General features: G+C 27.7%; 30 protein-coding genes. 8 read left to right on the top strand and 22 right to left on the bottom strand.

Features of this window, described 5'->3' with window-relative positions:
• Positions 1 to 43: 43 nt before the first annotated feature.
• From SFBMNL_RS03295 to SFBMNL_RS03285, 3 genes are read right to left on the bottom strand one after another with little or no spacing between them, the layout of a single operon-like run.
• Complete coding sequence (locus SFBMNL_RS03295) at positions 44 to 2,596, bottom strand: bifunctional 4-hydroxy-3-methylbut-2-enyl diphosphate reductase/30S ribosomal protein S1 (RefSeq protein ID WP_042295262.1); 2,553 nt, start codon at positions 2,594 to 2,596, stop codon at positions 44 to 46.
• Positions 2,597 to 2,616: 20 nt separating this feature from the next.
• Positions 2,617 to 3,834 carry an NAD(P)/FAD-dependent oxidoreductase gene (locus SFBMNL_RS03290; RefSeq protein WP_042295260.1) on the bottom strand — a complete coding sequence of 406 codons (1,218 nt, stop codon included), beginning with the start codon at positions 3,832 to 3,834 and terminating at the stop codon, positions 2,617 to 2,619.
• An 8-nt stretch (positions 3,835 to 3,842) separates the two neighbouring features.
• Positions 3,843 to 4,376, bottom strand: coding sequence for a tRNA (mnm(5)s(2)U34)-methyltransferase (locus SFBMNL_RS03285; RefSeq protein WP_005806498.1), 534 nt, complete (start codon positions 4,374 to 4,376; stop codon positions 3,843 to 3,845).
• A 150-nt stretch (positions 4,377 to 4,526) separates the two neighbouring features.
• On the opposite strand from SFBMNL_RS03285, the gene SFBMNL_RS03280 reads away from it, so the two are divergent.
• Complete coding sequence (locus SFBMNL_RS03280; protein WP_005806500.1) at positions 4,527 to 5,348, top strand: TIM barrel protein; 822 nt, start codon at positions 4,527 to 4,529, stop codon at positions 5,346 to 5,348.
• A gap of 57 nt (positions 5,349 to 5,405) precedes the next feature.
• Here SFBMNL_RS03280 and SFBMNL_RS03275 read toward each other — a convergent pair whose 3' ends face one another.
• The 8 genes from SFBMNL_RS03275 to pta all read right to left on the bottom strand — a co-directional run bounded on the left by SFBMNL_RS03275 (position 5,406) and on the right by pta (position 10,994).
• Entirely contained in the window at positions 5,406 to 5,666 is a 261-nt protein-coding gene (locus tag SFBMNL_RS03275; RefSeq protein ID WP_005806504.1) for a stage V sporulation protein S, read from the bottom strand.
• Positions 5,667 to 5,857: 191 nt separating this feature from the next.
• On the bottom strand, positions 5,858 to 6,541 hold the full coding sequence (gene rnc / locus SFBMNL_RS03270; RefSeq protein ID WP_042294527.1) for a ribonuclease III: 684 nt from the start codon (positions 6,539 to 6,541) through the stop codon (positions 5,858 to 5,860).
• Between the two features lie 75 nt (positions 6,542 to 6,616).
• The gene (gene acpP / locus SFBMNL_RS03265) at positions 6,617 to 6,847 is read right to left on the bottom strand and encodes an acyl carrier protein (RefSeq protein WP_007440386.1); all 231 of its coding nucleotides are present in this window, start codon (positions 6,845 to 6,847) and stop codon (positions 6,617 to 6,619) included.
• A 69-nt stretch (positions 6,848 to 6,916) separates the two neighbouring features.
• On the bottom strand, positions 6,917 to 7,909 hold the full coding sequence (plsX, locus tag SFBMNL_RS03260) for a phosphate acyltransferase PlsX (protein ID WP_014017901.1): 993 nt from the start codon (positions 7,907 to 7,909) through the stop codon (positions 6,917 to 6,919).
• A 58-nt stretch (positions 7,910 to 7,967) separates the two neighbouring features.
• Positions 7,968 to 8,150: a 50S ribosomal protein L32 gene (gene rpmF, locus SFBMNL_RS03255; RefSeq protein ID WP_042294526.1), complete on the bottom strand. Its 183-nt coding sequence runs from the start codon at positions 8,148 to 8,150 to the stop codon at positions 7,968 to 7,970.
• Positions 8,150 to 8,659: a YceD family protein gene (locus SFBMNL_RS03250; protein ID WP_042294524.1), complete on the bottom strand. Its 510-nt coding sequence runs from the start codon at positions 8,657 to 8,659 to the stop codon at positions 8,150 to 8,152. Before SFBMNL_RS03250 ends, rpmF begins: the two co-directional genes overlap by 1 nt.
• A 97-nt stretch (positions 8,660 to 8,756) precedes the next feature.
• On the bottom strand, positions 8,757 to 9,953 hold the full coding sequence (locus SFBMNL_RS03245) for an acetate/propionate family kinase (RefSeq protein WP_005806520.1): 1,197 nt from the start codon (positions 9,951 to 9,953) through the stop codon (positions 8,757 to 8,759).
• Between the two features lie 42 nt (positions 9,954 to 9,995).
• Positions 9,996 to 10,994 carry a phosphate acetyltransferase gene (gene pta, locus SFBMNL_RS03240; protein WP_005806521.1) on the bottom strand — a complete coding sequence of 333 codons (999 nt, stop codon included), beginning with the start codon at positions 10,992 to 10,994 and terminating at the stop codon, positions 9,996 to 9,998.
• A 182-nt stretch (positions 10,995 to 11,176) separates the two neighbouring features.
• Between pta and SFBMNL_RS03235 the strand changes: the two genes are divergently transcribed.
• Both SFBMNL_RS03235 and SFBMNL_RS03230 read left to right on the top strand, forming a co-directional pair.
• On the top strand, positions 11,177 to 12,364 hold the full coding sequence (locus SFBMNL_RS03235) for a nucleotidyltransferase (RefSeq protein WP_042294522.1): 1,188 nt from the start codon (positions 11,177 to 11,179) through the stop codon (positions 12,362 to 12,364).
• Positions 12,365 to 12,474: 110 nt separating this feature from the next.
• On the top strand, positions 12,475 to 13,458 hold the full coding sequence (locus tag SFBMNL_RS03230) for a nucleoside recognition domain-containing protein (protein ID WP_242838783.1): 984 nt from the start codon (positions 12,475 to 12,477) through the stop codon (positions 13,456 to 13,458).
• A 249-nt stretch (positions 13,459 to 13,707) separates the two neighbouring features.
• Here the strand turns inward: SFBMNL_RS03230 and SFBMNL_RS03225 are convergent, their stop codons facing one another.
• Genes SFBMNL_RS03225 through SFBMNL_RS03200 form a run of 6 tightly spaced genes read right to left on the bottom strand, consistent with a single transcriptional unit; the run spans position 13,708 to position 18,511 of the window.
• On the bottom strand, positions 13,708 to 14,520 hold the full coding sequence (locus tag SFBMNL_RS03225) for a Cof-type HAD-IIB family hydrolase (protein ID WP_005806526.1): 813 nt from the start codon (positions 14,518 to 14,520) through the stop codon (positions 13,708 to 13,710).
• A 22-nt stretch (positions 14,521 to 14,542) separates the two neighbouring features.
• Positions 14,543 to 15,058 carry a hypothetical protein gene (locus SFBMNL_RS03220; RefSeq protein WP_007440039.1) on the bottom strand — a complete coding sequence of 172 codons (516 nt, stop codon included), beginning with the start codon at positions 15,056 to 15,058 and terminating at the stop codon, positions 14,543 to 14,545.
• Positions 15,059 to 15,062: 4 nt separating this feature from the next.
• Positions 15,063 to 15,551 (bottom strand): pantetheine-phosphate adenylyltransferase, encoded by a 489-nt coding sequence (gene coaD / locus SFBMNL_RS03215; protein WP_005806530.1) that lies wholly within the window; start codon positions 15,549 to 15,551, stop codon positions 15,063 to 15,065.
• Positions 15,544 to 16,113, bottom strand: coding sequence for a 16S rRNA (guanine(966)-N(2))-methyltransferase RsmD (rsmD, locus tag SFBMNL_RS03210; protein ID WP_042294520.1), 570 nt, complete (start codon positions 16,111 to 16,113; stop codon positions 15,544 to 15,546). The genes coaD and rsmD overlap by 8 nt, the downstream gene beginning before the upstream one ends.
• A 10-nt stretch (positions 16,114 to 16,123) precedes the next feature.
• Positions 16,124 to 18,139, bottom strand: a complete 2,016-nt coding sequence (gene recG, locus SFBMNL_RS03205) for an ATP-dependent DNA helicase RecG (protein WP_042294518.1) — start codon at positions 18,137 to 18,139, stop codon at positions 16,124 to 16,126.
• A 30-nt stretch (positions 18,140 to 18,169) separates the two neighbouring features.
• Positions 18,170 to 18,511: an Asp23/Gls24 family envelope stress response protein gene (locus SFBMNL_RS03200; protein ID WP_042294516.1), complete on the bottom strand. Its 342-nt coding sequence runs from the start codon at positions 18,509 to 18,511 to the stop codon at positions 18,170 to 18,172.
• A 138-nt stretch (positions 18,512 to 18,649) separates the two neighbouring features.
• Between SFBMNL_RS03200 and rpmB the strand changes: the two genes are divergently transcribed.
• The 3 genes from rpmB to SFBMNL_RS08190 all read left to right on the top strand — a co-directional run bounded on the left by rpmB (position 18,650) and on the right by SFBMNL_RS08190 (position 20,237).
• Positions 18,650 to 18,841: a 50S ribosomal protein L28 gene (gene rpmB / locus SFBMNL_RS03195; protein WP_007440604.1), complete on the top strand. Its 192-nt coding sequence runs from the start codon at positions 18,650 to 18,652 to the stop codon at positions 18,839 to 18,841.
• A 195-nt stretch (positions 18,842 to 19,036) separates the two neighbouring features.
• Entirely contained in the window at positions 19,037 to 19,858 is an 822-nt protein-coding gene (locus SFBMNL_RS03190) for a S1 family peptidase (RefSeq protein WP_042294515.1), read from the top strand.
• A gap of 241 nt (positions 19,859 to 20,099) precedes the next feature.
• Positions 20,100 to 20,237, top strand: coding sequence for a L28 family ribosomal protein (locus SFBMNL_RS08190; protein ID WP_369727697.1), 138 nt, complete (start codon positions 20,100 to 20,102; stop codon positions 20,235 to 20,237).
• A gap of 51 nt (positions 20,238 to 20,288) precedes the next feature.
• Here SFBMNL_RS08190 and SFBMNL_RS03185 read toward each other — a convergent pair whose 3' ends face one another.
• Entirely contained in the window at positions 20,289 to 20,630 is a 342-nt protein-coding gene (locus SFBMNL_RS03185; RefSeq protein WP_007442276.1) for a TipAS antibiotic-recognition domain-containing protein, read from the bottom strand.
• A gap of 184 nt (positions 20,631 to 20,814) precedes the next feature.
• Here SFBMNL_RS03185 and SFBMNL_RS03180 point away from each other — a divergent pair, with 184 nt between their 5' ends.
• Together SFBMNL_RS03180 and SFBMNL_RS08185 are read left to right on the top strand one after the other, a co-directional pair.
• Positions 20,815 to 21,618, top strand: a complete 804-nt coding sequence (locus tag SFBMNL_RS03180; protein ID WP_042294513.1) for a S1 family peptidase — start codon at positions 20,815 to 20,817, stop codon at positions 21,616 to 21,618.
• 241 nt (positions 21,619 to 21,859) lie between these two features.
• Complete coding sequence (locus SFBMNL_RS08185) at positions 21,860 to 21,997, top strand: L28 family ribosomal protein (protein ID WP_369727697.1); 138 nt, start codon at positions 21,860 to 21,862, stop codon at positions 21,995 to 21,997.
• Between the two features lie 51 nt (positions 21,998 to 22,048).
• On the opposite strand, the gene SFBMNL_RS03175 is transcribed toward SFBMNL_RS08185, so the two are convergent.
• The 4 genes from SFBMNL_RS03175 to SFBMNL_RS03165 form a co-directional block, all read right to left on the bottom strand.
• A complete protein-coding gene (locus SFBMNL_RS03175; RefSeq protein WP_242838782.1) occupies positions 22,049 to 22,201 on the bottom strand; it encodes a hypothetical protein in 153 nt (50 codons plus the stop codon).
• Positions 22,202 to 22,318: 117 nt separating this feature from the next.
• A complete protein-coding gene (locus tag SFBMNL_RS08180) occupies positions 22,319 to 22,534 on the bottom strand; it encodes an MATE family efflux transporter (protein ID WP_242838797.1) in 216 nt (71 codons plus the stop codon).
• Positions 22,535 to 22,867: 333 nt separating this feature from the next.
• Entirely contained in the window at positions 22,868 to 25,420 is a 2,553-nt protein-coding gene (locus SFBMNL_RS03170; protein ID WP_081832572.1) for a calcium-translocating P-type ATPase, PMCA-type, read from the bottom strand.
• 131 nt (positions 25,421 to 25,551) lie between these two features.
• A complete protein-coding gene (locus tag SFBMNL_RS03165; RefSeq protein WP_042294509.1) occupies positions 25,552 to 26,139 on the bottom strand; it encodes a formate/nitrite transporter family protein in 588 nt (195 codons plus the stop codon).
• Between the last annotated feature and the right edge of the window lie 126 nt (positions 26,140 to 26,265).

The raw sequence follows: 26,265 nt of genomic DNA, 5'->3' as shown, positions 1-26,265 counted from the left end.
CTTATAAAAAAAACTTAAGGGCAGATCACCCTTAAGCCTAAATTTATTCTATAACTTTAATGCTCAATTCTATTCTCTTATTTTCTTTATTTATCTCAACAATCTTAGCTTTGACTTCTTGTCCTATTTGCAAAAAGTCAGCTATATCATTAACTCTCTTATGACTAATTTGTGATATATGAACCAAACCATCTATACTTGGCTCCAACTCAACAAAAGCTCCAAACTCGGCAAACCTAACAACCTTACCAAGTACTACAGCTCCAACAGGATATTTCTCATCCACATTTGACCATGGATCATTTTGCAATACTTTCATACTCAAAGATAATTTTCGATTTTCTATATCAAGATCAATTATCTTAACCTTAATTTTATCACCTATATTTAAAACATCACTTACTTTATCTATTCTACCCCAAGATATTTCAGATATATGTAATAATCCATCTATACCTTTTACATCAACAAAAGCCCCAAATGTATTTATTCTCCTTACCTCACACTCGACAACATCACCTAAAACTAGACTCTTCCAAATTTCATCTTCTCTAATCTTTTTTTCCTCTTCTAATACAGCTCTTCTTGAACCGATAATCTTAAATTGATTCTTTTCTTCTTTCATTTCAATAACTTTAACTTCTAATTCACGACCAACAAATTCATTTAAATTTTCAATATGTACAAAATCTAAATGTGAAGCAGGCACAAACAATTTAATGCTATTAAACTCAACAATTACTCCACCTTTTACATCTTCTTTAACAACAACTGAAATTCTTTCATTATTATTGAACTTATTTTTAAGTATTTCTAGAGATTTTTCCCTAAAAATTTCTAATCTAGACAGTACAATTCTCCCATCTGAATTACTTAAAGAAATAATTTTACCATCTATATACTCTCCAACTTTAAATATTTCACTAAAATTGTTTTTCTCATCTGAACTAATCTCAGTAATTGGTAAAACTGCTTCTAAATTATCATCAACACTTAAAATCACATTTTTTTCATCTATAAATTCGATTTTTCCTCGTAATAGCTTTCCTATTTTTATGTTGTTTTCGGTTCTATTTTCTATCATTAAAATTACCTCCTTCATAATCCAATCTGGCGTTGAAGCACCAGATGTTATTCCCACTTTGCAACAATTAGTAATTATATCCTTTAAAATGTCACTTTTTAAATCGGAAGCCCTTTCAATTATTATAGAGTTTTCACAATATTTTTTCGAAACCTCGTACAATTTATTAGAGTTAGAACTTAACTTATCTCCAACAATTATCATACAATCTACATCTTTTGCTAATTGCGCTGCATCACGTTGTCTAAGGTATGTAGCATCACAAATAGTATTTAGCGAAACAACATCCTCACATTTTTCACTTACTAACTTTATCGCATTTTCAAAATTTTCATATTTCTCTGTTGTCTGTGACAAAACACAAACCTTATCCGACGAAATTTCACCATCTAGCTTGTCCTCAAAAAAAAATTTCGCCTTATAATCACAATAACTGTTAGCTCCAATGATTTCCGGATGATTTTTGTTTCCAACTATTACAATATCATATCCCTTTTCATGGTAATCTCTTACTTTTTTATGTATAACTTTAACTCTGCCACAAGTAGCATCAATATATTCTATAGAATTACTTATTAAAACATCTTCAACATCCCTAGGAATACCGTGTGCTCTTACTATCAAAATATCTTCACTATCTTTTAAAGTATCTAAGTCTTCTTTTTTGACTATATTAACATTTTGGCGAGAGAAATGATTTATAACTTGTTTATTATGAATTATCTCTCCAAGAGTACTAATATTTTTCTTATTTTCACTCTTTACTACCTTATCCAATTCATTTACTGCTCTTAAAACTCCATGACAAAATCCATTATTTTCTGCAACTCTAACTTTTTTAAACTTCATCTTAGGTACCATATATTCAACAATTACCCTCGAAACTTCATCAACTGACTCTTGAAAGTTTAAGTTAGATGTGTCTATCACTTTAGCGTCATTTGCTTTCTTTAAAGGACCCTCCTCCTTATTATAGTCTATATTATCACGTTTTTCAATTTCATTTAATATTTTCTTATATTCTGTATCAATCCCAATTTTAATGAGTTGATCATATCTTCTCCTAGCTCTAATTTCTGGATCAGCTACTATAAAAAATTTAAGACTGGCATCTTTTAAAACTTCAGTTCCAATATCTCGACCATCCATAACAATACCACTTTCGGATTTGAAATATCTTAAAATTTCATTTATCAATCTTCTAACAGCAGGTCTAGTTGACAATAATGACACCTTACTATCTATATCTTGAGTTCTTAATTGATTACATAAAATCAATCCATTATAAATTAAGTAATCACTATGTATATCAATCTTAGCATTCTTCAACTTATCTATTAGTCTACTTTCCTCCAGTACAAAATCTATATTTTCATCTATGGAAATATAAGTAGCAAGTCTATATAAAAGGCCTGTATTTATACACTTAAAATTAAATCTATCCGCAATGCATTTTGCAATCGAACTCTTCCCAGAACTAGCTGGTCCATCAATAGCTATTGATATATTCATATTTTCATTCCTCTCAAATTTCAAATACTGTTTCCTGCCAAAAATCCAGTGGATATTGCTATTTGAACATTATATCCACCAGTAAAAGCGTCAACATCCATAACTTCACCTGCAAAAAAAAGATTTCTAATAATTTTTGATTTCATAGTACTTGGGTTTATTTCAGAAACATCTATCCCTCCACTTGTTACTATTGCTTCACTAACTGGTCTTAATCCTTCGACATTAACAATAAGATGTTTAAAACAATCAAGTATCCGTTTCCTCTCTTGTTTTGTAATAGAATTAATTTTTTTGTCTGGATCAATTTTTACAAGATCGATCATAACCGGTATAAATTTTTTTGGTAACAAATCGTCCAGAGAGTTTTTAAAATTTTTATTGCTATATTTCATAAAATCTTTCTGAAGTCTTAAATCAAACTCCTTATCATCAAGTGCAGGTTTTAAATCAATTTCTATAGAATAATTTTCATCATCAGAAATATATCTACTCATTTTTAAAACAATTGGTCCTGATAATCCAAAATGAGTAAATATAAAATCACCTTGAAACGAAATTTCCTTTTTGTTATTTTTATAAAGTGTCATACTCGCATTCTTTATGCTAACACCCTGAAGTTCCGTAGGCCACTTTTCCCTTATTTCTATTGGTACAAGCGAAGGTTTTAACTCTATAACATTATGACCTATCCTTTTATACTCACTAAATAATTTACCATCGGATCCAGTCAAAGGATATGATGCACCTCCGGTTGCAAAAATATAATGATCTCCTATAACCTTTTTCCCATTTGACAATTTCAGAGACTCAATCGTATTATTATGTACATTTATCCTTTCAACCTTTGAATTGATCAAAATCTCTACATTATTTCTCTTCAATTGTTTTTCAAAACTTTTAATTATATCACTTGATTTATCAGAAACTGGAAAAACCCTATCGCCTCTCTCAACTTTAAGCTTAGTCCCACCATCTTCAACAAATTTTATCGTATCCTCATTTGTAAAAGTATAAAGTGCACTATACAAAAACTCTTTATTTGTTAATACATTCTCAAAAAAATTATCTATTGTTTTCTTATTTGTTACATTGCATCTACCTTTTCCCGATATGTACAATTTTTTAGCTATTTTATTATTTCCTTCAAGCAATGTCACCCTATGTCCACATTTAGAAGCAGATATAGCAGCCATCATACCAGCAGGTCCTGATCCAACAACTATTACATTCTTCATAATCAAAACTACCTCATTTTATTAATTAATACTAAAGATGGTGGATTATTTTTATTTAATAAATTAAGATAAGCAACATTAAATCTCTTATTGTCAAGTCTACTACAAAATTCTAAAACTTCTTGGCTTTCTCTCTTACCCTGATTATGACCAATATATAAAACAATAGATATAAAACCACCAATATTCAAAATATTTACAGCTTTATACAAACTAATAAGTGTAGATTCAGCATTTGTAGTTATCTCTTTATTAGATCCAGGTAAATATCCTAAATTATACATACCACAATCAAAACCATCTATATATTTATCAACATTTTCGTGACTATCCAAAATCAATTTCACATTCTGAATATTTTTCAATTCAAAATCATCAATACATTCTTTCTGTAAATCAAAAGAATAAACATAATTAAAATTTTCGCTAAGAAAAATGGTATCATTACCCCTACCTAAAGTGAAATCAACTGATATATTCTTTTCTTTCACATTATCAAGCAACAGTTTCTTAACTGTATCCGTAATTTGATAAAAGCTCATAATACAATTACTTCCATTTTATAAATTAATTTTAATTATAGATTAGGTGTAATTATTATTCAAGATAAATAAAATTTTATCAAATTTTATAATAAAACTTTTTATGTTATAATTGAAATAATGATTATTATAAAGGAGTAATTATTGAAAATGGATAAGCTTATATTTGGAATTTCTGGTCTACCTATGGGAAACGGATCAGAAAAATTTACATATGTAACTGGAATAGAATATCTGCACTCATTAGGGCTTTCTGCGATGGAGCTCCCATTTGTTCGATCTGTGAATATCACAGATAAAAATCGTGAAGCTGTGAAAGCTACTCGCGAAAAATATAATTTCCATTTAACTGCCCATGGATCATACTTTATAAATATGAATGCAAAAGAAATTGATAAAAAAGAGAAGTCAATAGAACGACTAGAAAAAGGTATAGTAGCATTATCATCTGTAGGTGGAACTGACATTATATTTCATCCAGGATTTTACTTAGATTCAACAAAAGAAGATGCTTACAACTCTATAAACGAAGAATTAGGGAAACTTCCAATAATACCTGGTTCATATTACAGACTTGAGACAACAGGAAAAGAAACTCAATTCGGAAACCTAAAAGAACTTTGTAATCTAGTAAAAAACCATGAACATGTAAAACTATGTGTAGACTTTTCACACATACATGCAAGGTATAACGGGATATTGAAAGAATACGATGACTTTGCAAAAATCTTTGAATTCATTGGCGAACATTTAGGTGAAGATGCCCTCAAAGATTTTCACGTACACTTATCTGGAATTGAGTACACTGCAAAAGGAGAAAAAAATCATCTTCCATTTGAAGAAAGTGATTTCAATATAACTGAATGTCTAAGAGCTTTTGTCAAATACGATGTTAAAGGCTGCATAATATGTGAAAGCCCAATTCTCGAAAAAGATGCATTGTTAATGAAAAACATTTATGAAAATATATAATCAAAAAAATGAAAAGGAGTAATATCTTTACTCCTTTTCATTTTATATATAAAAAATTTATTTAGGCTCAACAATAAATTTGATTGCTGTTCTTTCCTCACCATCAATTGATATTTCAGAAAATGCTGGTATAACAACCAAATCAATCCCATTTGGAGCTACAAAACCTCTAGTAATTACAATTGCTTTTATTGCCTGATTTACAGCTCCAGCTCCAACTGCTTGTACTTCAGCTACTGCTTTATCTCTCAATACTGCTGCTAGAGCTCCTGCAACTGCTTTAGGTTGAGATTGCGCTGATACTTTTAAAATTTCCATAAGTGTTCCTCCCAAATTCTCTTAAGTTTTATTAAACATTTGTCCCCTATATACTTCTATTAATTTTTCTTTTTTCCTTTTTTTTCCTTTTAAAATATATATAAAAATTTTCAAAATATTTCGACGTTGCTATGTTAAAACATTTACATTGAATTAATAGTTTCATTAAAATAAACTACTAATTCAATGTACTACTCAAATAATTTTAAAGTTTTTTGTGCAGCATTTTGCTCAGCTTCTTTTTTAGACTTTCCAGTTCCTGATTCGTAATTTTTGTCCCCAATAATAACTTGGACATAGAATATCTTATCATGTGGCGGACCTTCTTCCTTAATCAGATTATATTTTATCTTATCAGTAGTTTTAGATTGAATATATTCTTGAAGCCTTGTTTTATGATCTAAATAATTTACTATCGCACCTGTTTTCAAAATATCTGAAAAAAATTTAAGTATAAATTTTTGTACAAAATCATATCCACTATCCAAATAAACAGCTGCAATAACTGCCTCAACTGCGTCAGCTATCGTAGAAATTCGCGTTTTACCACCACTCAACTTTTCTCCCTTACTTAATTTAATAAACTCTCCAAGATTCCATCGCTCTCCAACTTTATATAATGATGCTTCACAAACTATCGATGCCCTTTTACGAGTAAGATCACCTTCATTATTATCTTTGCAATTTTTATACAAATACTCAGTTATACATAATTGAAGCACAGAATCTCCTAAAAATTCCAATCTCTCATTATATTCACTTAAACCACGTTCATTAGCATAAGAACTATGAGTTAATGCCAAATCTAATATCTCTATATTTCTAAATTTAACCCCTATTTTTTCCTGAAATTTCTCAATAAGCATTTCATCCATATGATGCATCTCCCCAAAATTTAAAAGTCGTCCAAAACACAATAACAGTTTAAGACGACTAATATGTAAATAAACTTAATTTTCTACTTGAGAGTTTATAAAATCTACAACATCTCCAACTGTTTTTAGTTTAACAGCTTCTTCATCAGATATACTTATACCATATTCTTCTTCAAGGTTCATTATAAGTTCAATTAAATCTATAGAATCAGCCCCTAAATCATCAACTATAGATGATTCTAATTTAATCTCATCTGGATCAACATTTAACTTTTCAGAAATTATTTCTCTTACTTTTTCAAACACTACATTCACCTCCTATTTATCACATAAACATAATAAATTATAAAAGTTTAACAGTCAATATTTTATTTTTTACAAGCAAAGTTTTTCTAATAGGCTTATAATTTTTTCATCCACAAGTTTAAATGCTGTATCAATCGAATTTTTTATAGCAATCTCATTCGAATCTCCATGAGACTTTACGCATACCTTCTTAACCCCTAAGAACACAGCTCCACCATATTTTCTATAATCATATTTAGTCCTAATCTTCTCAAAAAAAGATGGCATAATTCTCTTAGCTATCTTATACAAAAAAAAGTTCGAAATATCTTTAATAGCTACTGACATTACATACTTACTAGTTCCTTCTATTATCTTTAAAGCAATATTTCCAACAAATCCATCACACACAATAACATTTGCGTCATCATTAAATATATCTCTTGCTTCTAAATTACCTTTAAAATTAATATTTGGATCATTACTTAACTCCTCATGTGCTTTTCTAATGACAGAATTACCCTTATTTCCTTCTGTTCCAATATTCAATAACTTTACAATTGGATTCCTTTCATTAAATAATATTTTATAATAAAGTCGACCAAAATCGGCAAATTGTATAATATTTTTTACATTACAATCAACATTAGCACCTGAATCTAACAAAATAAATCTTCCATGTTCTCTACTTATTATAGGTGCAAGAGCGGGTCTAGCAACGCCTTTAATCTTTCCTATAATAAACAAACATCCAGCTAAAAAAGCACCACTATTACCTGTAGATACAATTGCATCATAATCTTTATCAACCAACTCATTAAGTGCAACAACTAAACTAGATTTCAACTTAGTTCTTATAGAATTAACTGGATCATCATAGCCATAAATAATATCTCTTGCATCAATTATATCAACCTTATCTTTATCAAATTTATACTTATTTAATTCCTGTAGAATTTCCTCACTATTTCCTACTAGAATTATATGTAAATATTTATTACACTTTAAAGCTAATATGGCACCTTCCACATGAGCTTTCGGAGAATTATCTCCTCCCATGCAATCAAGTACTATCCTTACCATTTTTCTACCCCTAAAAAACAAACTACCTAAACTAGAAAAACTAATTTAGGCAGTATCATTAATTTTCAACTGATATAACTTGCTTACCATTGTAGAAACCACACTTTTTACATACTCTGTGAGGCAACTTAACCTCATGACATTGTGGACACTCCATAACATTTGGGCTTAATAACTTAAAAGTTTGTGCTCTTCTACTATCTCTTCTTCCCCTAGAAAATTTACGTGCTGGATTTCCCATTACTCCACCTCCTTAAAATCTACGAAAGTATCTTTTAGCTTAGAAAATACATTATTAAACTCTTCTTTTTCACAGCTACATTTATTATTATTTAAATTTATGCCACATTTTTGACACAAACCAAAACAATCATCCTTACATAATTTTTTCTGAGGTATATTAATAATTACACAATTTTTTATATAATCTCTAAAATCCAAATTTTGTTCAGAATCTAAAATAATATCCTCATCCAAATTACTCAATAAAATTTCATCGTCACACTTCAAATTAAAATCTTCAATAAATTCAATTAAACATCTAGAACAATTAAATTTAAATTTCGTAGAAATGTCGAACTTAAGCTTCATTAAATCTTCAGAAATAAAAACATTTGCCTTAACTCGAACATCATCAACAAATTTAAAATCATCACCATTATAAACCTCGAGGTCTTGTAATGGAATAGAAAATTCTCCATCTTGTTTTAAAACTTTACTCTTTTGATACTTTCTCAAATTTATATGCATGACTTAATTAACCTCACCTAATAGTTTAATGTGTGACTAACTATACATTATCATATAGATTATATAATTCTACTACACAAATTGTCAATATTTAAAATTACTTCAATAAATCCTGAGTATCTCTTGCTATAACAAGTTCCTCATTTGTTGGAATTAAATAAATCTTAACTTTAGAATTATCTGCAGAAATTTCAGTCAATTTTCCCCTTACATTATTTTTATTCTCATCAATTATAATTCCAAGGCTCTCCATATCTTTACAAACACCATATCTTGTAATTGCGGAATTCTCACCTATACCCGCAGTAAATACGATAGCATCTACTCCATTCATCGCAGCAATATAAGACCCAATATAAGACTTAATTCTATAACAATACATATCTAAAGTTAACTTAGCTCTCTTATCACCCTGTTGTGCTAAATCCTCAATATCTCTTGAATCACTGCTTTTTCCTGAAACTCCAAGGAATCCAGATTTTTTATTCATAAGTTCATTAACTTCTTTTCCGCTCATATTAAGCTCATCTATTAAAAATGTTACAACCGCAGGATCTATATCCCCACATCTTGTTCCCATCATTAAACCCTGTAGGGGTGTAAATCCCATTGATGTATCAACACTCTTACCGGCATTAACAGCACTAACACTAGCACCATTTCCTAAATGACAAGTTATTATTTTTAAATCTTCTATGCTTTTACCCATAGCTCTTGCACATTCATTCGCAACATAAAAATGACTTGTTCCATGAAATCCATATTTTCTTATTGAATACTTCTCATAGAGCTCGTATGGTAACCCATACATAAAAGCTTTATCTGAAATTGTTTGATGAAATGCTGTGTCAAACACAACAACCATAGGAGTATCTTTCATCAATTCTCTGCACGCTTTTATTCCAATGAGATTTGCAGGATTATGAAGTGGAGCAAGTTTAATACATTCTTCTATATTTTTAATAACTTCCTCATCCACAATAACAGATTTTGAATATTTTTCTCCTCCATGAACCACTCTATGCCCAATAGCATTAATTTCACTTAAATCTTTTATTAAACCAAATCTATCATCACATAGTGTTTTTAAAACTAATGCGATAGCCTCTTTATGATTTTTAAGATCAACTTCCACTTTATATTTTTCATTAGATCCATCAACTTTTTGCTCAAGATTAGATCCAGGTATTCCTATCCTCTCAACTAATCCTTTTGCAATTGCATTTTCTGTATTCATATCAATCAATTGATATTTTAAGGAAGAACTCCCACAATTTATAACTAAAATTTTCATTTCATTATCTCCTTATAAATGAATTTTATTTTAGATACATAACTAACTCATTTTAGCTTGAACCGACGTAACTGCAACCATACTTACAATATCATTTACACTACAACCTCTTGATAAATCATTTAAAGGTTTAGCAAATCCTTGGCATATTGGTCCTATAGCATCAGCATTAGCTAATCTCTCAACAAGCTTATATCCTATATTGCCTGACTGAAGATCCGGAAATATTAAGATATTTGCCATTCCTTGTATCTTACTATTAGGAGCCTTAGTTTTACATACATCAGAAACTATTGCTGCATCCAATTGAAGCTCACCTTCAATCATTAAATCAGGTCTTAATTCATTTGCAATTCTATTCGCTTCGACAACTTTGTCTACTAACTCATGCTTTGCACTTCCCATTGATGAAAAAGACAACAATGCAACCCTAGGCTCTATACCACTTAAAGCTTTAGCATTATCTGCAGTAGATATAGCAATACACGCTAACTCTTCAGCTGTTGGGTTCGGATTAACAGCTGAATCAGCAAAAAACATTATTCCATCATGACCATAATTTTTATTAGGCACATCCATTATAAAGAAACTCGAAACAATCTTTGTTCCAGGCGAAGTTTTTATTATTTGCATTCCAGGTCTTAGAAGATCCGCTGTTGTATGTATAGCTCCAGAAACCAAACCATCACCATCTCCGTTTTTGAGCATTAACGTCCCAAAATACATTTCATCCTTTACTACCTCTCTAGCCTTTTCAATAGTTATCCCTTTATTTTTTCTTAACTCAAAAAATAAATTCACATATTCCTCATATTTTTCAGATTTAATTGGATCAACTATAATTGAACCATCTATATTAACTCCTAAACTTTTAGCTTTAGACTTAATTTCATCATCATTCCCTATTAAAACAATATCCGCTATTTTCCCCTTAATAATTGTTTCAGTCGCTCTAATAGTCCTTTCTTCAGTTCCTTCTGGCAAAATTATCTTTTTTTTGTCACTTTTAGCCAATTCTAAAATTTTTTCTAATAGTCTCATATATGACTCCTTCCAAACCAACAAATAATAAACTCATTTTTATTATAAACCAGTTAATTATACTCTTCAACATATTATCTTTAAGAAATAAGGTAAAGCAATATATTTATTTCAATTACACTTTACTTTCTATTATGATTTATAATATATTTTTTATTATTTATTTAAAGGAGTTTATTATTGTGAAAGTAGTCGCCATAATATCCGAATATAACCCATTTCATCTCGGACATCTTAACCAAATAGAACAAATAAAAAAAATATTCCATCCTGAAGAACTTGTAATCATCTCAATTATGAGTGGGAATTTTATACAAAGAGGAGAACCTAGCATTTTAAACAAATTTGAGCGTTGTAAATCTGCTATTAAAAACGGTATTAACCTATGCTTAGAGATTCCTGTACATATATCTCTATCCTCTGCAGAAAAATTTTCATATGGAGCAATTAAAATTCTCGACTCATTAAAATGCGTTGATTATATTTGTTTTGGATGTGAAATTCCAAATGAAGAAAAATTAAACTTAATTTCAAACATCTTAATAGAATCAAACAAAATAAATTATTCCAAATATTTAAATAAAGGTTACTCATTTGCAAAAGTACAAGAATTAATTGTCCATGAAAAATCGAAAGATGAAAACCTAACAAATTTAATGAAATCCTCTAACAATATTCTAGCTATAGAATATCTTAAATCTTTAAAAATTTTAAACAGCAGAATAAAACCTATACTTATACAACGAATTGGAAGTAATTATAATGATACATCTTTAAACAAACTTTTTTCATCTGCAACAGCTATAAGAAATATTCTAAACACTAAATCTGATATAAATATTATTAAAAATCACGTCCCTGAAAAAACCTTTAAAGTTTTAGAAAAATCTTCCATAAAAGGTTGTTTCGTTAATAAAGAAGATATGTTCCCTTATTTGAAATACAAGCTTTCAATAAGTAAAAACCTATCAAAAATTAGTGGAGTAAATGAAGGTCTTGACAATAAATTTTACACAGAAATACATAAATCAAATTCTTTAAATGAATTAATTTTAAATGTAAAATCAAAAAGATACACCTATTCAAGATTAAGTCGTATCCTATGCAAATTTTTTATAGGATTTGAATCTTACGATGTGGAAACAATTAAAAATTTTAGTAATTATGTTAGAGTTCTAGGATTTGACTCAAAAGGAAAAAATTTATTAAACACCATCAAAAAATCTTGTAATATAAATATAATATCAAAATTTGACAAAAAAAACTCATCTTTAGCACCACTAGATATATTAAGCACGATAGCATACTCTATTATAAACAAAACAGTATCACCAACGGATGACTTTACACATCCACCAATTATAGAATAATAGTCTATTTATATTTTCTAATATCATAATATTTTTTTTTATTCATAACAATTAATAAAGACAAAAGAAAGGATGTAAATTAATTGTTGGTATTTTTAATTTTATCTATTATGATATTAGGAATTTTTTATATCTGTGGAAAATCTAAAATAAATGCTCTAATCACTTTCACAATTACGATAAGCATAACATACTTAATCATTTTCCCAAAATCATCAATTGATGCAGTACTAAATGGAACCAATTTATTTATAAATTCAGTTTTCCCAACATTATTTCCATTTTTAATCTTAACAAATATTTTAATAAACTACGGAGGAATAGATATTTTTGGTAAACTCCTTGGTTCTATACTTGCAAAACCTTTAAGAATTTCTAAAAATTCTATTTTCCCATTACTTATAAGTTTTATATGTGGTTACCCATTAGGCATAAAATACTTAAACGATATGTACACCGAAAAAATTATTGGTAAAAATGAATTTATACGCATGACAAATATTGCATCAAATGCAAGCCCATTATTTATTATTGGCACTATCGGGGTATCAATGCTTCAAAATAAAACTTTTGGATACATACTTTTATTTGCTAATTATTTATCTTGTATACTAATGTCGTTTATAATTCCAAAGGGAAAAGAAACATCAATTTTAAATATTAAACCAAGCCAAATTAAAGCCAAAAATAATTTTGGTAATATTTTAAAAAATGCTTTAGAAAATGCATTAAAAACATGTGCGATAGTTGGAGGATTTGTAATACTATTTTCTTTAATAAAAGAGATCTTACTAAATAATTTCTATACCCAAGTTATACTTAAAGATCTTCCTATATTAAAATCAATTATCGTTGGAATTTTTGAAATAACAAATGGTATTAAATTATTAAGTGATGCTATTATTCCAATTAAATTAAAACTCTCACTTATTAGTACTCTTTGTAGTTTTAGTGGATCATGTATAATTCTTCAATGTTACTCATTTGTATACAAAAATACTTCATTCAAAATAAGTAAATATATATTTTACAAACTTATACAATCTATAATTGCATTTGTTATAACATTTATTATTTGTATATTTACAATATAAAAGCCTCCGTACTATGTACAGAGGCTTTTTAAGTTAGAATATAATACTTCAATCAAACATTTTACATTTTGGAGGTATAAAATCTAGCTTCAATATTAAATCTAACAATTTTAAATCAGTAGGAATAAAGAAATTAATTTGATAGTGATTATCATTACTACGTTATTAACTGTATCATATCTAAAATTAAATTTCAATATATTTTATCAAAAAAAATATAGGTTTTAAAAAACCTATACTCATAAAAATTTATAATACAAATTTTTCAATAGCCTTAGCAACTCCATTATTATCATTTGTATCTGTAACATAGTCTGCAATTTCCTTTATCGGATTTATTGCATTACCCATAGCTATACCAAGTCCTGCGTACTTTATCATTTCCATATCATTCTGCTGATCACCAATACAAATTACTTCTTCCTTTGAAATACCAAAAATATTTGATAAATCTTTAACAGCATTACCCTTATTTGAACCTTTATGAAATAATTCAAGACATATAGGTAAAGTTCTAACAACTGTATAATTATCTTTTATATACTCTGGAATATTTTTTTGTATTACATCTAGTTTTGATGGCTCTTCTGTATAAATTATCTTAAATACTTTTGTTTCCTTATTTATTTTATTTGGAAAATCTGGTTCAACACGAACAGTCATACCTATATGATCTCTCTCAAATTTTGAAAACTCATTTTCTTCTAAAACAATTGTTCCCTCAGTTTTATAATCATATATCAATATTTTAGCATTTAAATCTATACCAACATCAACTAATGTTTTCACTTCATCTCCATATAATAAATTGGCCTTCAAACACTTCAAATCATTGCTTTTATACAATGATACACCATTATTTGTTATAATGTATTCATCTTTATCGGATAATCCAACCTTTTCGATAAATTTTATGATTGCTCTAATCCCTCTTCCAGTTGTAAAAACCACTTTTACTCCCTTATCGAGAGCCCTTTTTACAGCAGAAATATTTTCATTAGAAATTTGACCATCACTATTTAAAAGAGTACCGTCCATGTCAATAGCTATTAATTTATACAAGATCAATCCCTCACTAACTTATTTATTTTATTTTATCCAAGTCATTCTTTATCTTGTAAGAAATATCATCATAAAAATTAGATATTTCTGATATATTCTTAGAATATAATGATCCCAATGTTTCAATAGCACTATTCTTAGTATTTTCAATATCATCAACTAATGATCTTAACACCTCTCGAACATAATCATTAGCTCCACCTCTTATAGCCTTTGCTTCACCTTTTGCAATTTCTATAATACTTTGAGCTTTATTGTTCGCCTCAATTACGATTTCATGTTCTTCTATCTCTTTTTCAAGCATAAGCTTGGATTCTTTCATAGCTTCTTCACTAAACTTTTTTGCCTCACCTATTATCCTATCCCTCTCGCTAATTATCCATTTAGACCTCTTTAATTCATCAGGTAAATCATGTAAAATCTTCTTTATTAACTCTAATATATCTTTTTTATTTAAAACAATCTTCCCAGTTATAGGAATTTCAGTAGCATTCTCAATAACTTCTTGTAAATAATCTAATAACTGTAAAACATCCATATAATCACTCCAAAATTTTATGAATAATATCTTGTTCAATAACAGAAGGTACTAACCCTGATATATTACCACCAAACTTTACTATTTGCTTTATAGACGACGAACTTATATAAGATAAGTTCTCCGTTGTCATAAGGAAAAAAGTTTCTATATTAGGTGCCATTTTATTATTTAAAAATGCCATTTGTATTTCATACTCAAAATCCGAAAAAGCTCTTAGTCCCTTAATAATTATATTTATATCTTTTCTATTCATATAATCAATTAACAAGCCTTCATAACTATCTATTTTTATTTTATCACTATCATTTAGATTACATACAGATTTACTTATTAATCTCTTCCTATCCTCAATAGAAAATAATGTATTCTTATCAGGATTAACTAAAACACATACTGTTATCTCATCAAAAATCTTTAAAGAACGTTCTATTATATCAATGTGCCCAAGAGTTATTGGGTCAAAACTTCCAGGTATTATTGCCCTATTCATTATAATTCTCCTTATATCTATAAAAACACACAGTAGTGTTGCCGTACTTCCTATAATCAACTAAATTTATATTTTTAGATTCTATAAACTTGCTTTCTGAACTTGATATTTTAACCACTATAAGCCCATATTTATCAAGAAGATTTAACTCATCAATTAAGTTTATACTTCTACTAACATAATCTGAGTTATATGGCGGATCTATAAACATTAAATTAAATTTTTCCTTACCCTTAAATCTTCTAAGATTTACATCAAACTCTCCTTTTATTGCAAATGCACAGTCTGACAATCCTAGATTCCTAATATTTTGTTTTAAATATGAAAATGTAATATCATTTCTGTCACATAGATAAGTTTTCTTAGCTCCCCTACTAGCAGACTCAAGTCCAAGACTTCCAGTTCCAGCAAATAAATCAAGAACAACACTATCTCTAGTTAAATCATTTTGAATTATATTGAAAATAGATTGCTTAACTCTATCAAGTGTTGGTCGTGTGACATCATACCCATCTGGAGAAATAATCTTTCTACCCTTAGCTTTCCCAGTAATTATTCTCATTTAAATCTCCTTAATTAAAACAAATAGTATTATCAATTCCATCTAATTTTTTCTGAACACCATCATAAAAATTTCTTATTTCATCTGTATTAAGTAAATCCATATAATCAATATCTTCTTTAACTTTTTTCAGAATACCTATGTCATTAATAACATCCGCAAATACAAATCCAGTATTCCCATGTTGTTTATATCCAAAAATATCTCCACTTCCTCTTATCTTCAAATCTTGTTCAGATAAATAAAACCCATCATTACTTTCAAGGAGCGTTGAAATTCTCTTCATAGTTACAGAATTCATAGTGTTAGTAACAAGAATGCATATACCTTCTTTAGATCCACGACCAATTCGACCCCTAAGTTGATGTATCTGTGAAATTCCAAAACGCTCAGCATTTTCAATTACCATTACAGTTGCATTAGAAACACTGATACCAACCTCTATTACAGTAGTAGAAATCAATATATCAATTAATCCTTCTTTAAATTTATTCATAACTCCGTTCTTGTCCTTGTTGTTCATTTTGCCATGCAAAATTCCAATACTACAAGAAGATAAAATAGATGTCTTCAATTCCTCGTATAATGATTCAACAGAAAATAAATCTACCTTTTCATTATCTTCAATGAGAGGACAAACTATATAACATTGACCACCCTTATTAATTTCATCTAATATAATTTTATATTTAGATTTCTTATCTTCTCTCTTAATATGAATCGTATTAACTTTCTTACGATTTGATGGGAGCTCTTTAATCGATGAAATATCCATTCCATTATATATGTACAAAAATAAAGTTCTCGGAATAGGAGTCGCAGTCATAACCAATACATCACAATTTTTATCTTTTCCTTTCTGTATAAGTTTGGACCTCTGACTCACACCAAATCTATGTTGCTCATCGAAAATTATATACCCCAAATTTTTAAGTTCAACATCATCTTCAAGTATTGCATGAGTACCTATCAATAAAATTGAATATCCTTCCTTTAATTCTTCCTTTATTTTATCTTTTTCCTTTTCTTTAATACTCCCAACTAAAAGCCGAATTTGTATATCAAATTTTTCAAATAATTTAATCGCTTCATTGTAGTGTTGAACAGCTAAAATTTCAGTTGGAACTATTAATACAACTTTATATCCATTTAATAGAACATTAAATGCTGTAATAAATGCCACAATAGTTTTACCCGAACCAACATCTCCATGAAGTAACCTATTAATTGAAAAATCACTTTTTTGTTCAATCAAAATCTGCTTTATTGCATTATTTTGATCACTAGTTAACTGAAAACCAAGTTGATTCTTTAATTCAATTAATTTTTCAGTGAAAATACTAAACTTAATCCCATTTCCTTTAGAAGCTAATTTATCTCTTAAAAGCTTTATATTAACAAAAAAATACATAAGTTCCTGATATTTAAATCTATCTATAGCTTTAGTAAGCATTTCTTTATTTTTAGGTAAGTGTATATTTATAACGGCATCATCCAAAGAAATCAAATTTCTCTTTTCAATAATAAATTTCGGTAGATTATCTTTAAGCTTAATTTTCTCAATGGCATTACTTACTATATTTATAATTTGATTGTTACCAATTCCTTTAATTGATTTATATTTCGGTATAATATCATTTGAAAATTCTTTAATTTTCTCTGCATTGACAAGTTCTATATAATTTTTTGTTTCCTTACAAGATCCGTAAACTTTATATGTATTACCTAAAATAAAACTATGTTTCATATATGGTTTATTAAAATATATTAACTTCGCAACCCTACCTTCAGTATTTTTTAATTTTATTGTTGTCAATATCAAGTTTTGTTTGACAGCTACATCTCTAAGTATTTCTGTGACAATTCCCTCAAATACATATTTATCAGAAGAGCACTCTCCCATAAATTCATATGATTTCGGAAAATACATAATCAAATCTTCAACTGTATTAATGCCATTTTTTGAAAATAAATCAGCGTATCTTTGACCTACACCTTTAACACTTATAATACTTTTTTCGAGCATACTTACCTTTCTATAAATAAAAATAAAGCTTTAATTTTCATATCTAATACCTTGAATATTGACAACTATAGAATTAATAGAAAGCTCTAAAAATCTTTCGACACTATCCTTAATTAAATGAATTATATCACTTGCTATTATGGAGATCTTAATCCCATATTTTATAATTACAAAAACATGTATATTTAACTTTGATTTATCTTCCGTTAAATTTATCTTAATTCCACTACTTAAATTGCTATTATCTTCTTTGAAATTACGATTTGCTAAACCAACAACACTATTGCATTCCATTGTAGCTAAAGCAACAATATTTTTAATAAGCTCTTCGTTATAATAAATATTCCCACTTGGTGTTTTAACATGTAACATAAAACGGCTCTCCTTTCCTCTTTTTCATTTTATATTAAATGAGTATATTATTCAATTATATATTGATTCTTTTATTATTTCATGTTATTATTAAGTTTGTTTGTATATCATGTTTTTAGATATGGAGGTGTATGTAATATGTCTAAGAAATGTGAAATTTGTGATAAAGGTGTAGTTTTTGGCGGACAATACAGCCATTCTCATCGTAGATCTAATAGGAAATGGACTCCTAATCTAAGAAAAATTAAAGCTGTTATTAATAATTCTAAAAAGACTATAAAAGTTTGTACTAGATGTTTGCGTTCTGGTAAAATAGAAAGGTCTGCATAAAATTAAAAGTGTAATTAAATCCAGATTTAATTACACTTTTAAAACATCCATAAAATAGTATCTAATTATTAGTTTAATTACAAATAAAAGTTATTTTTTATTTCCATAAGGACTACAATAATTTTTAAATTAAACGAAATATATTTATAATAGATACTATAAAAATCAAATTTTAATTATCAAGAGGTATGTTTAATGAAAAACAAATTTATTAAAATGTTATGCTTATTAATTTTAGGAGTAGGTTTAGTTCAATGCTCCAGTCAAAGTTCTAATAATTCAACATCTCAAAATAATGAACAAATAACTGTTATTCCTGATCCTAATTCTCCAGATGGTATTGTTATTGAAAACCAAGTAGAAAAACCACAAGATACTTTCACTAAAATTATTGCCAAAGACATCAGTGCTAGCAAATATAAATCAGTTGTACCTATCGTTTCTAAAAGTCCAGAGTTTTATAATCGCTATATGGGCACAGGTACTATAGTTGGAACAAATACAATTATAACTAATAAACACGTTACAACAGGAGAAACAAAAGATACGATGTATGTCCTATTAAATGAAGGTGATACAACAATTCCATTTGAAGTCGAGAATATAATAGAATTTGATGAAGAATCAAATGGAAAGGCTGGAGCTAATGTAGATCTAGCAATAATTCAAGTTAAACCTAATAATGGTAGAAATTTATCTGACAATATCGAAACTTTTAAATTTGCTACAGTTGAGGAAATTAATAGTTTAAAAGTTGGGGACCAAATTGAATACGCTGGATATCCATCTGAATTACAACCTGATTTATTTTGCGATAAAATAAAAGTTAATACATTAACAAACTCTACTAATTATATTACATTTCAATCTATAGCAAAAGGTGGTCAATCAGGTTCAGCGTTATTAAATTCAGAAAATAAAATTGTAGGCCTGCTAAGAGCTTCTAATGAAAAAGAAGGAAGTGGATTCATATTAAATCAGACAACACTTGATTTTATAAATAAAAATATTAAGTAATAAATAAACAATTTCATTAATTTTATAAAACTACTTATCTCATCTTTTTATTTAAAACCTATTGTCAAAGCTATTATATCGAATTCCATAAATAATATAACATTAAATGATGTATTATTCTTTTATTATTTCATAGTATTGTATTATTTATGTGCCATAGATTTTAATATGGAGGCATATATAATATTTCTATAAAGATGTGAAATTTGTGACAAAAGTGTAGTTTTGAGGTGGACAATATATCCATTATCACTGTAGATCTAATAAAAAATGGATTCCTAATCTAAGAAAAATTAAAGCTATTATTGATAATTCAAAAAAGACTGTAAAAATTTGTATTGAATGTTTACAGTCTAATAAAATACAGAGATATTCCTAAGTTAAGAGTGTAATTAAATTTAGAAATTTAATTACACTCTTAACTTAAATATCAGTCTTTAAAAACTTCCTTACCCTCTTTAATATCACAAAAATAAATCATAGCTTTAGCTATATACTTTGGCATTTCTTCTCCATAATTCCTAGATAAAATTCTAGAAAAATTAGTATTAAATTCATATACCTCAGCTAATCCTCTAAACATTCCAATAGAACATCTATAAAACCTATTCATAAAATTAAAAAGATCTGATATCATATCTTGTATACATTCATCATTATACTTATTTGATTTCATTTTATTTTGTATATTTTTAAAAATTATATCTCTCTTCTTTTGTTCTTTTAATAAATTAATCTTATTTAATGAACTATAATTTATTCTTTCCGCCAACTTAAATCACCTATAAATTAATTACTTCACATCAAATTATAATACAATTAACTTTAAAAAACAAATAAAATATAATTAAATATTAATAATCTTATTTATTTCCATTAAAACTATATTTAAAAATTAAATTATGTTACAATGAGAAATGTATGAATCAAATTTTAATTATCAGGAGATATGTTTAATGAAAAAAAGATTTATTAAAATGTTATGCTTATTAGTTCTAGGAATAAGTTTAATTCAATGTTCTGGAAATAATGAACCTAACTTTACTAGTCCTAAAGTTAAAATAGAGGCCAAAGATATTGAAAATAGCAAATATAATTTAGTTGTTCCTATAACTAGAAGAGATAAAAATAATTCTAAAATTTATTGTGGTACTGGATTTATTGTCGGACCAAACACTGTTTTAACTAATAAACATATTACAGATACAGATCCCGATGACCATATTTTAAATCCTGAAAAAGAATTATTTGTTGAATTAAATAAAAATGGAACTACAACTACTTTTGAAATTGATAAAATCATTCCATTTGATAATACCGATGGAGTATATGGTATTGAAGGAATTAATGTAGATTTATCAGTAATTCAAGTTAAACCTAAGGATGGAAAAAATTTATCAGATAGTTTTGGTTCATTTGAAATTGCTGCACTTGAAGAAATTCAAAAAATTAAAGTTGGAGATACAATTGAATATGCTGGATATCCTATGCTTAAACAACCAGATTTATTTTATGATGTTGCAGTTATAACTACTCTTTATGGAAGTACAAAACCAACTATTGATAATACTGATACAATTTTTCTTCATAATACAATTTTTTTTAATTCAATTACAGAATCCGGACATTCAGGTTCTCCTATATTAAAAGATAATAAAGTCGTAGGAATAGTATGGGGTGCTCATGCAGAAAAAGGTATTGGATATGCACATTTATTTAATGAAGTATCTCTTGATTTTATAAATAAAAATATTAAGTAATAAATAAACAATTTCATTAATTTTATAAAACTACTTATCTCATCTTTTTATTTAAAACCTATTGTCAAAGCTATTATATCGAATTCCATAAATAATATAACATTAAATGATGTATTATTCTTTTATTATTTCATAGTATTGTATTATTTATGTGCCATAGATTTTAATATGGAGGCATATATAATATTTCTATAAAGATGTGAAATTTGTGACAAAAGTGTAGTTTTGAGGTGGACAATATATCCATTATCACTGTAGATCTAATAAAAAATGGATTCCTAATCTAAGAAAAATTAAAGCTATTATTGATAATTCAAAAAAGACTGTAAAAATTTGTATTGAATGTTTACAGTCTAATAAAATACAGAGATATTCCTAAGTTAAGAGTGTAATTAAATTTAGAAATTTAATTACACTCTTAACTTAAATATCAGTCTTTAAAAACTTCCTTACCCTCTTTAATATCACAAAAATAAATCATAGCTTTAGCTATATACTTTGGCATTTCTTCTCCATAATTCCTAGATAAAATTCTAGAAAAATTAGTATTAAATTCATATACCTCAGCTAATCCTCTAAACATTCCAATAGAACATCTATATCATACCCATACCACAAATTTGTACATATTGTTTAGTTTGTTCAAAAGATTCTATTGGTGCATGCATAAAAGTATATAATTTATCACTAAATGGAACTACTAAAAAGTTATAACAATAGCTAAAATTGAAAATATAACAACACCATTTCCAACAACTATACCTGCTTTTTCACGGTTTTTAGATCCAATACACTCACCTAAAAATACGATTATACCCATTGTAAGTCCTGTAATTACCATAGTAATCATATTAAATAATTGGCTACCAGATGCAACACCAGACTGAGCATAAATTCCAGAAAATTTACCAACAATAATTAAGTCTGCTGCACCATAAGTGCTAATAATACAGGAAATGCAAATGAAATAAGAGATTTAAAAATATTTCCTTTAATTAAACTTTGTTCTTTTAATTGTTTCATTTTATACTCCTTTCTAAAAAAAGCTGGATAAGAAAACAGGAATTTCACCTGCAATCTTATCCAGCTCGCAACTTAAAATGTTACTAACCCTCCGATTGATTAACAATATACATATATCATATTTTAAATTTATCGTCAATATCAATCAAAAATACATATTTATTTAATTTTAAAAAATTTAATTTAAATAACAAAAAAGGTAAGCAAATGAGCTTACCTTTTTATTTTAAGACTTCTTTCGTTTTATCAAACCGAATCCACTACTAGAAACTGCTATAATTCCTGAAAATAATAATACAATTCCCCATTGCAATAAATTTATATTTGTAGTTTTAAATATAGCTTGGAAAAATGGAATATATATTATTCCAAAAATCATCACCACCGAAATAATAACTGATAACAACAAATATTTGTTAGACAATAAATTTATTTCAAACAAAGTTCTTGTTTCAGATTTACATTCAAACACATGTATCAATTGGGATAATACAAGAGTTGCTAAAGTCATAGTTCTACAAGTACGTACACTAAAACCAAGATAAAGACCAATAATAAATGTAAATATTGTACTAATTCCAATTAAAGCCCCTCTAAATAAAATTTTTTCCCAAAGACCTCTTGAAAAAATACTTTCATTTCGTGGTCTCGGTGGTTTACTCATTATATTATCATGCGAATTATCAACTCCAAGTGCAAGAGCTGGAAGTCCATCTGTCGCTAAGTTAACAAATAAGATTTGAATAGGAGTAAGTGGATTTGGAAGACTGAATATAGAAGCTAGAAACATTGTTAAAACTTCCCCAATATTACAAGATAATAGATATCTTATAAACTTCCTTATATTCAGGTAAATCTTTCTTCCTTCCTCAACTGCAGAAACTATAGTACTAAAATTATCATCCATCAATATCATGGCAGATGCTTCCTTAGTTACATCTGTACCTGCTATCCCCATCGAAATACCGATATCAGCTTCTTTTATAGCTGGTGCATCATTAACACCATCTCCAGTCATTGCAACAACATGTCCTTTTTCTTTAAATGCTTTAACAATTCTAAATTTATGTTTTGGTGTAACCCTAGCAAATACTCTTATGAAATCAATTACCTTTGATAAGGCTTTATCTGACATCTTTTCAATATCATCACCTGTTAATACTTCATTTAATCCTGTACAAATTTGAAGCTCCTTAGCAATCGCAAATGCTGTATTTTTATGATCTCCAGTGATCATAATCATATTTATTCCTGCTTGTTTACATTTAATAACAGCATCCTTTGAATCCTTTCTTGGTGGATCTATTATTGAACAAAAACCTGCAAAAATAAGATCTTTCTCTAAATTAGATTTATCATTAAGATTATTTTTCTTAAATCCTGCTCCAAGGCATCGGAGTCCCTTAAGCGACATCATTTCAACTTCTTTAATGATTTCCTGCCTTTTAGCATTAGTAAGATCAACAACATTGCCTTTATGTAAATAATATTTACTCATTAAAAGTATTTTTTCTGGTGCTCCTTTAGCTAATAAAATACTTTCATCAGTCTTTGGATCTCTTACAACTACAGATGCCATCTTTCTATCAGAATCAAATGGAATTTCACTCAATTTCTTAAATGAACTGTGATAACTAACTAAATTTTCAACATTATCAAAATAATATTCAATAAGAGCCTTCTCTGTCGGATCAGCAATTATTTGATTTTTAAAATTCTTTTCATTCTTATTTATATTAAAATCATTACATACTACAAATATTTCCTTCAAAATTTCATTCTTATCTACTTCGACTTCTCTTTTTTCATAAACCTTACCATCAAAATAAACTTCTCTAACTGACATTTTATTTTCAGTTAAAGTCCCTGTCTTATCACTACAAATTATTGATGTACATCCAAGTGTTTCAACTGATGGAAGTTTCCTAATCAAAGCTCTCCTCTTAAGCATTTTAGAAACACCAAGAGCTAAAGCAACTGTAACTATAGCAGGTAACCCTTCAGGTATTGCTGCAACAGCCAAACTCACACCAATCAAAAACATATCTGTAACAGATTGTCCTCTTGCTATACCAATAACAGTAACTACAGCACATATTAACAAGCATATAACAACTAAAACCTTCCCAAGTCCTTCCAATCTTTCTTTTAATGGCGACTTATCCTCATCAATATCCTGAAGCATATTTGCAATTTTACCCATTTCAGTATTCATACCAATATTAGTAACTTTAGCATATGCCTTACCTTTCAAAGCAATAGTTCCCATAAAAATATTATTTTCTTTATTTCTATTAGTCTTGATAACTCCTACGGACTCACCAGTAAGCAAAGATTCATCTACAGTCAGATCACCTCTTATAATTTTAGCATCTGCAGGAATCCTATCCCCAGATTCTAACAAAATCAAATCATCTATAGTTAATTCAACTGCATCTATTATTTTCAAATTTCCGTCACGTATAACTTTAGTAGTTGGTGATGAAAGTTTCTTAAGTGACTCTAAAGATTTCTCAGTTCTAAATTCCTGAATAAATCCAAGTATAGCATTTATTACAATAATTACAACAATTACAATTGAATCAGCAACATCTCCTATGATACCTGAAATTATAGTTGCAACTATTAAAATCCAAATCATAATATCATTGAATTGAGATAATAAAATAGAAAATATAGAGGTCTTATTTTTTTCTTTTATTCTATTTTTGCCAAATTCTTTGACATTTATTTCAACCTGTTCTTTAGTCAAACCATTTAATAATCCATTATCTTTCACCAATTTTTCCTCCTTGTAGATTATAATGATTAATATATATTTTCTTTTTATCTAAATAATTACTAAAATAAAAAAAATAAATCCATTAGAGATAACTCCCTAATGGATTTATTCATATAAACATAATAAATTTAATATGACGCTGATTTATCGTCTTTATTCAATAAATAAACAAGACTTCCTCCAATCGCATTTCCTATCAAACAAATTACAATATAAAATAAAGACTTTAAAGAAAAAGCTCTAGCTACACTCATATAAACTATATTTGCTATACTATGCTCTGTTTTAGTTCCTAAAAATAATAATACAATTCCGATAGTAACCAAATCATGTTTACTAAATACAGCAATTTGCATAAGTATACCAACTACTATAGACTTAAAAAGTGCAATTAATAACGGTGTCTGCATTTTGGATTCCCAAATTGATCCCGCATGAGTTTCACCTAAAAAAGAAAACAAATATCCAAATATAACACAAGCAATAAAGTTACCTAAAAGAATAATAGCTATATTCTTAACCTTACAAGTCAACTCTTCATTACAACAACACCATTTAGCAATTTTACTTGTATACAAATTTAAATTCATTGCTAAAATTACTAACAATGCAGCAGAAAATACTATTTTTGATAATGTATCATAATTTAACAGATAATTATACGCAGCAATAGAAACTATAATTCCCGCTAATATAGACTTCCTAAATACTACCATAAAAACGCTCCTTTAAAATAGATATTTATCCTTAATTTCAGACCTAATATTATACCAAAAAAATATTTTATTGTAAAATATATAAATTCAAATTTTATATTAATTTATTAAATAAAAAATCCTGTT

The organism is Candidatus Arthromitus sp. SFB-mouse-NL, from assembly GCF_000709435.1.
Classification (GTDB): domain Bacteria; phylum Bacillota; class Clostridia; order Clostridiales; family Clostridiaceae; genus Dwaynesavagella.
The sequence above is the reverse complement of the archived record's forward strand: the minus strand, read 5'-3'. Positions and strand labels throughout refer to the sequence as shown.

Coding starts and splice junctions, on each gene's coding strand:
- plsX (WP_014017901.1), bottom strand. CDS start 7,909: ATGGTAAGGATAGTACTTGATTGCATGGGAGGAGATAATTCTCCGAAA.
- recG (WP_042294518.1), bottom strand. CDS start 18,139: ATGCTCGAAAAAAGTATTATAAGTGTTAAAGGTGTAGGTCAAAGATAC.
- SFBMNL_RS03280 (WP_005806500.1), top strand. CDS start 4,527: ATGGATAAGCTTATATTTGGAATTTCTGGTCTACCTATGGGAAACGGA.
- rpmB (WP_007440604.1), top strand. CDS start 18,650: ATGTCTAAGAAATGTGAAATTTGTGATAAAGGTGTAGTTTTTGGCGGA.
- SFBMNL_RS03245 (WP_005806520.1), bottom strand. CDS start 9,953: ATGAAAATTTTAGTTATAAATTGTGGGAGTTCTTCCTTAAAATATCAA.
- SFBMNL_RS03165 (WP_042294509.1), bottom strand. CDS start 26,139: ATGGTAGTATTTAGGAAGTCTATATTAGCGGGAATTATAGTTTCTATT.
- SFBMNL_RS03275 (WP_005806504.1), bottom strand. CDS start 5,666: ATGGAAATTTTAAAAGTATCAGCGCAATCTCAACCTAAAGCAGTTGCA.
- SFBMNL_RS03190 (WP_042294515.1), top strand. CDS start 19,037: ATGAAAAACAAATTTATTAAAATGTTATGCTTATTAATTTTAGGAGTA.
- rpmF (WP_042294526.1), bottom strand. CDS start 8,150: ATGGGAAATCCAGCACGTAAATTTTCTAGGGGAAGAAGAGATAGTAGA.
- pta (WP_005806521.1), bottom strand. CDS start 10,994: ATGAGACTATTAGAAAAAATTTTAGAATTGGCTAAAAGTGACAAAAAA.
- SFBMNL_RS03220 (WP_007440039.1), bottom strand. CDS start 15,058: ATGGATGTTTTACAGTTATTAGATTATTTACAAGAAGTTATTGAGAAT.
- SFBMNL_RS03200 (WP_042294516.1), bottom strand. CDS start 18,511: ATGTTACATGTTAAAACACCAAGTGGGAATATTTATTATAACGAAGAG.
- rsmD (WP_042294520.1), bottom strand. CDS start 16,113: ATGAGAATAATTACTGGGAAAGCTAAGGGTAGAAAGATTATTTCTCCA.
- SFBMNL_RS03290 (WP_042295260.1), bottom strand. CDS start 3,834: ATGAAGAATGTAATAGTTGTTGGATCAGGACCTGCTGGTATGATGGCT.
- coaD (WP_005806530.1), bottom strand. CDS start 15,551: ATGAATAGGGCAATAATACCTGGAAGTTTTGACCCAATAACTCTTGGG.
- rnc (WP_042294527.1), bottom strand. CDS start 6,541: ATGGATGAAATGCTTATTGAGAAATTTCAGGAAAAAATAGGGGTTAAA.
- SFBMNL_RS03180 (WP_042294513.1), top strand. CDS start 20,815: ATGAAAAAAAGATTTATTAAAATGTTATGCTTATTAGTTCTAGGAATA.
- SFBMNL_RS03230 (WP_242838783.1), top strand. CDS start 12,475: ATGATATTAGGAATTTTTTATATCTGTGGAAAATCTAAAATAAATGCT.
- SFBMNL_RS03295 (WP_042295262.1), bottom strand. CDS start 2,596: ATGAATATATCAATAGCTATTGATGGACCAGCTAGTTCTGGGAAGAGT.
- SFBMNL_RS03285 (WP_005806498.1), bottom strand. CDS start 4,376: ATGAGCTTTTATCAAATTACGGATACAGTTAAGAAACTGTTGCTTGAT.
- SFBMNL_RS03175 (WP_242838782.1), bottom strand. CDS start 22,201: ATGTTTAGAGGATTAGCTGAGGTATATGAATTTAATACTAATTTTTCT.
- SFBMNL_RS03250 (WP_042294524.1), bottom strand. CDS start 8,659: ATGCATATAAATTTGAGAAAGTATCAAAAGAGTAAAGTTTTAAAACAA.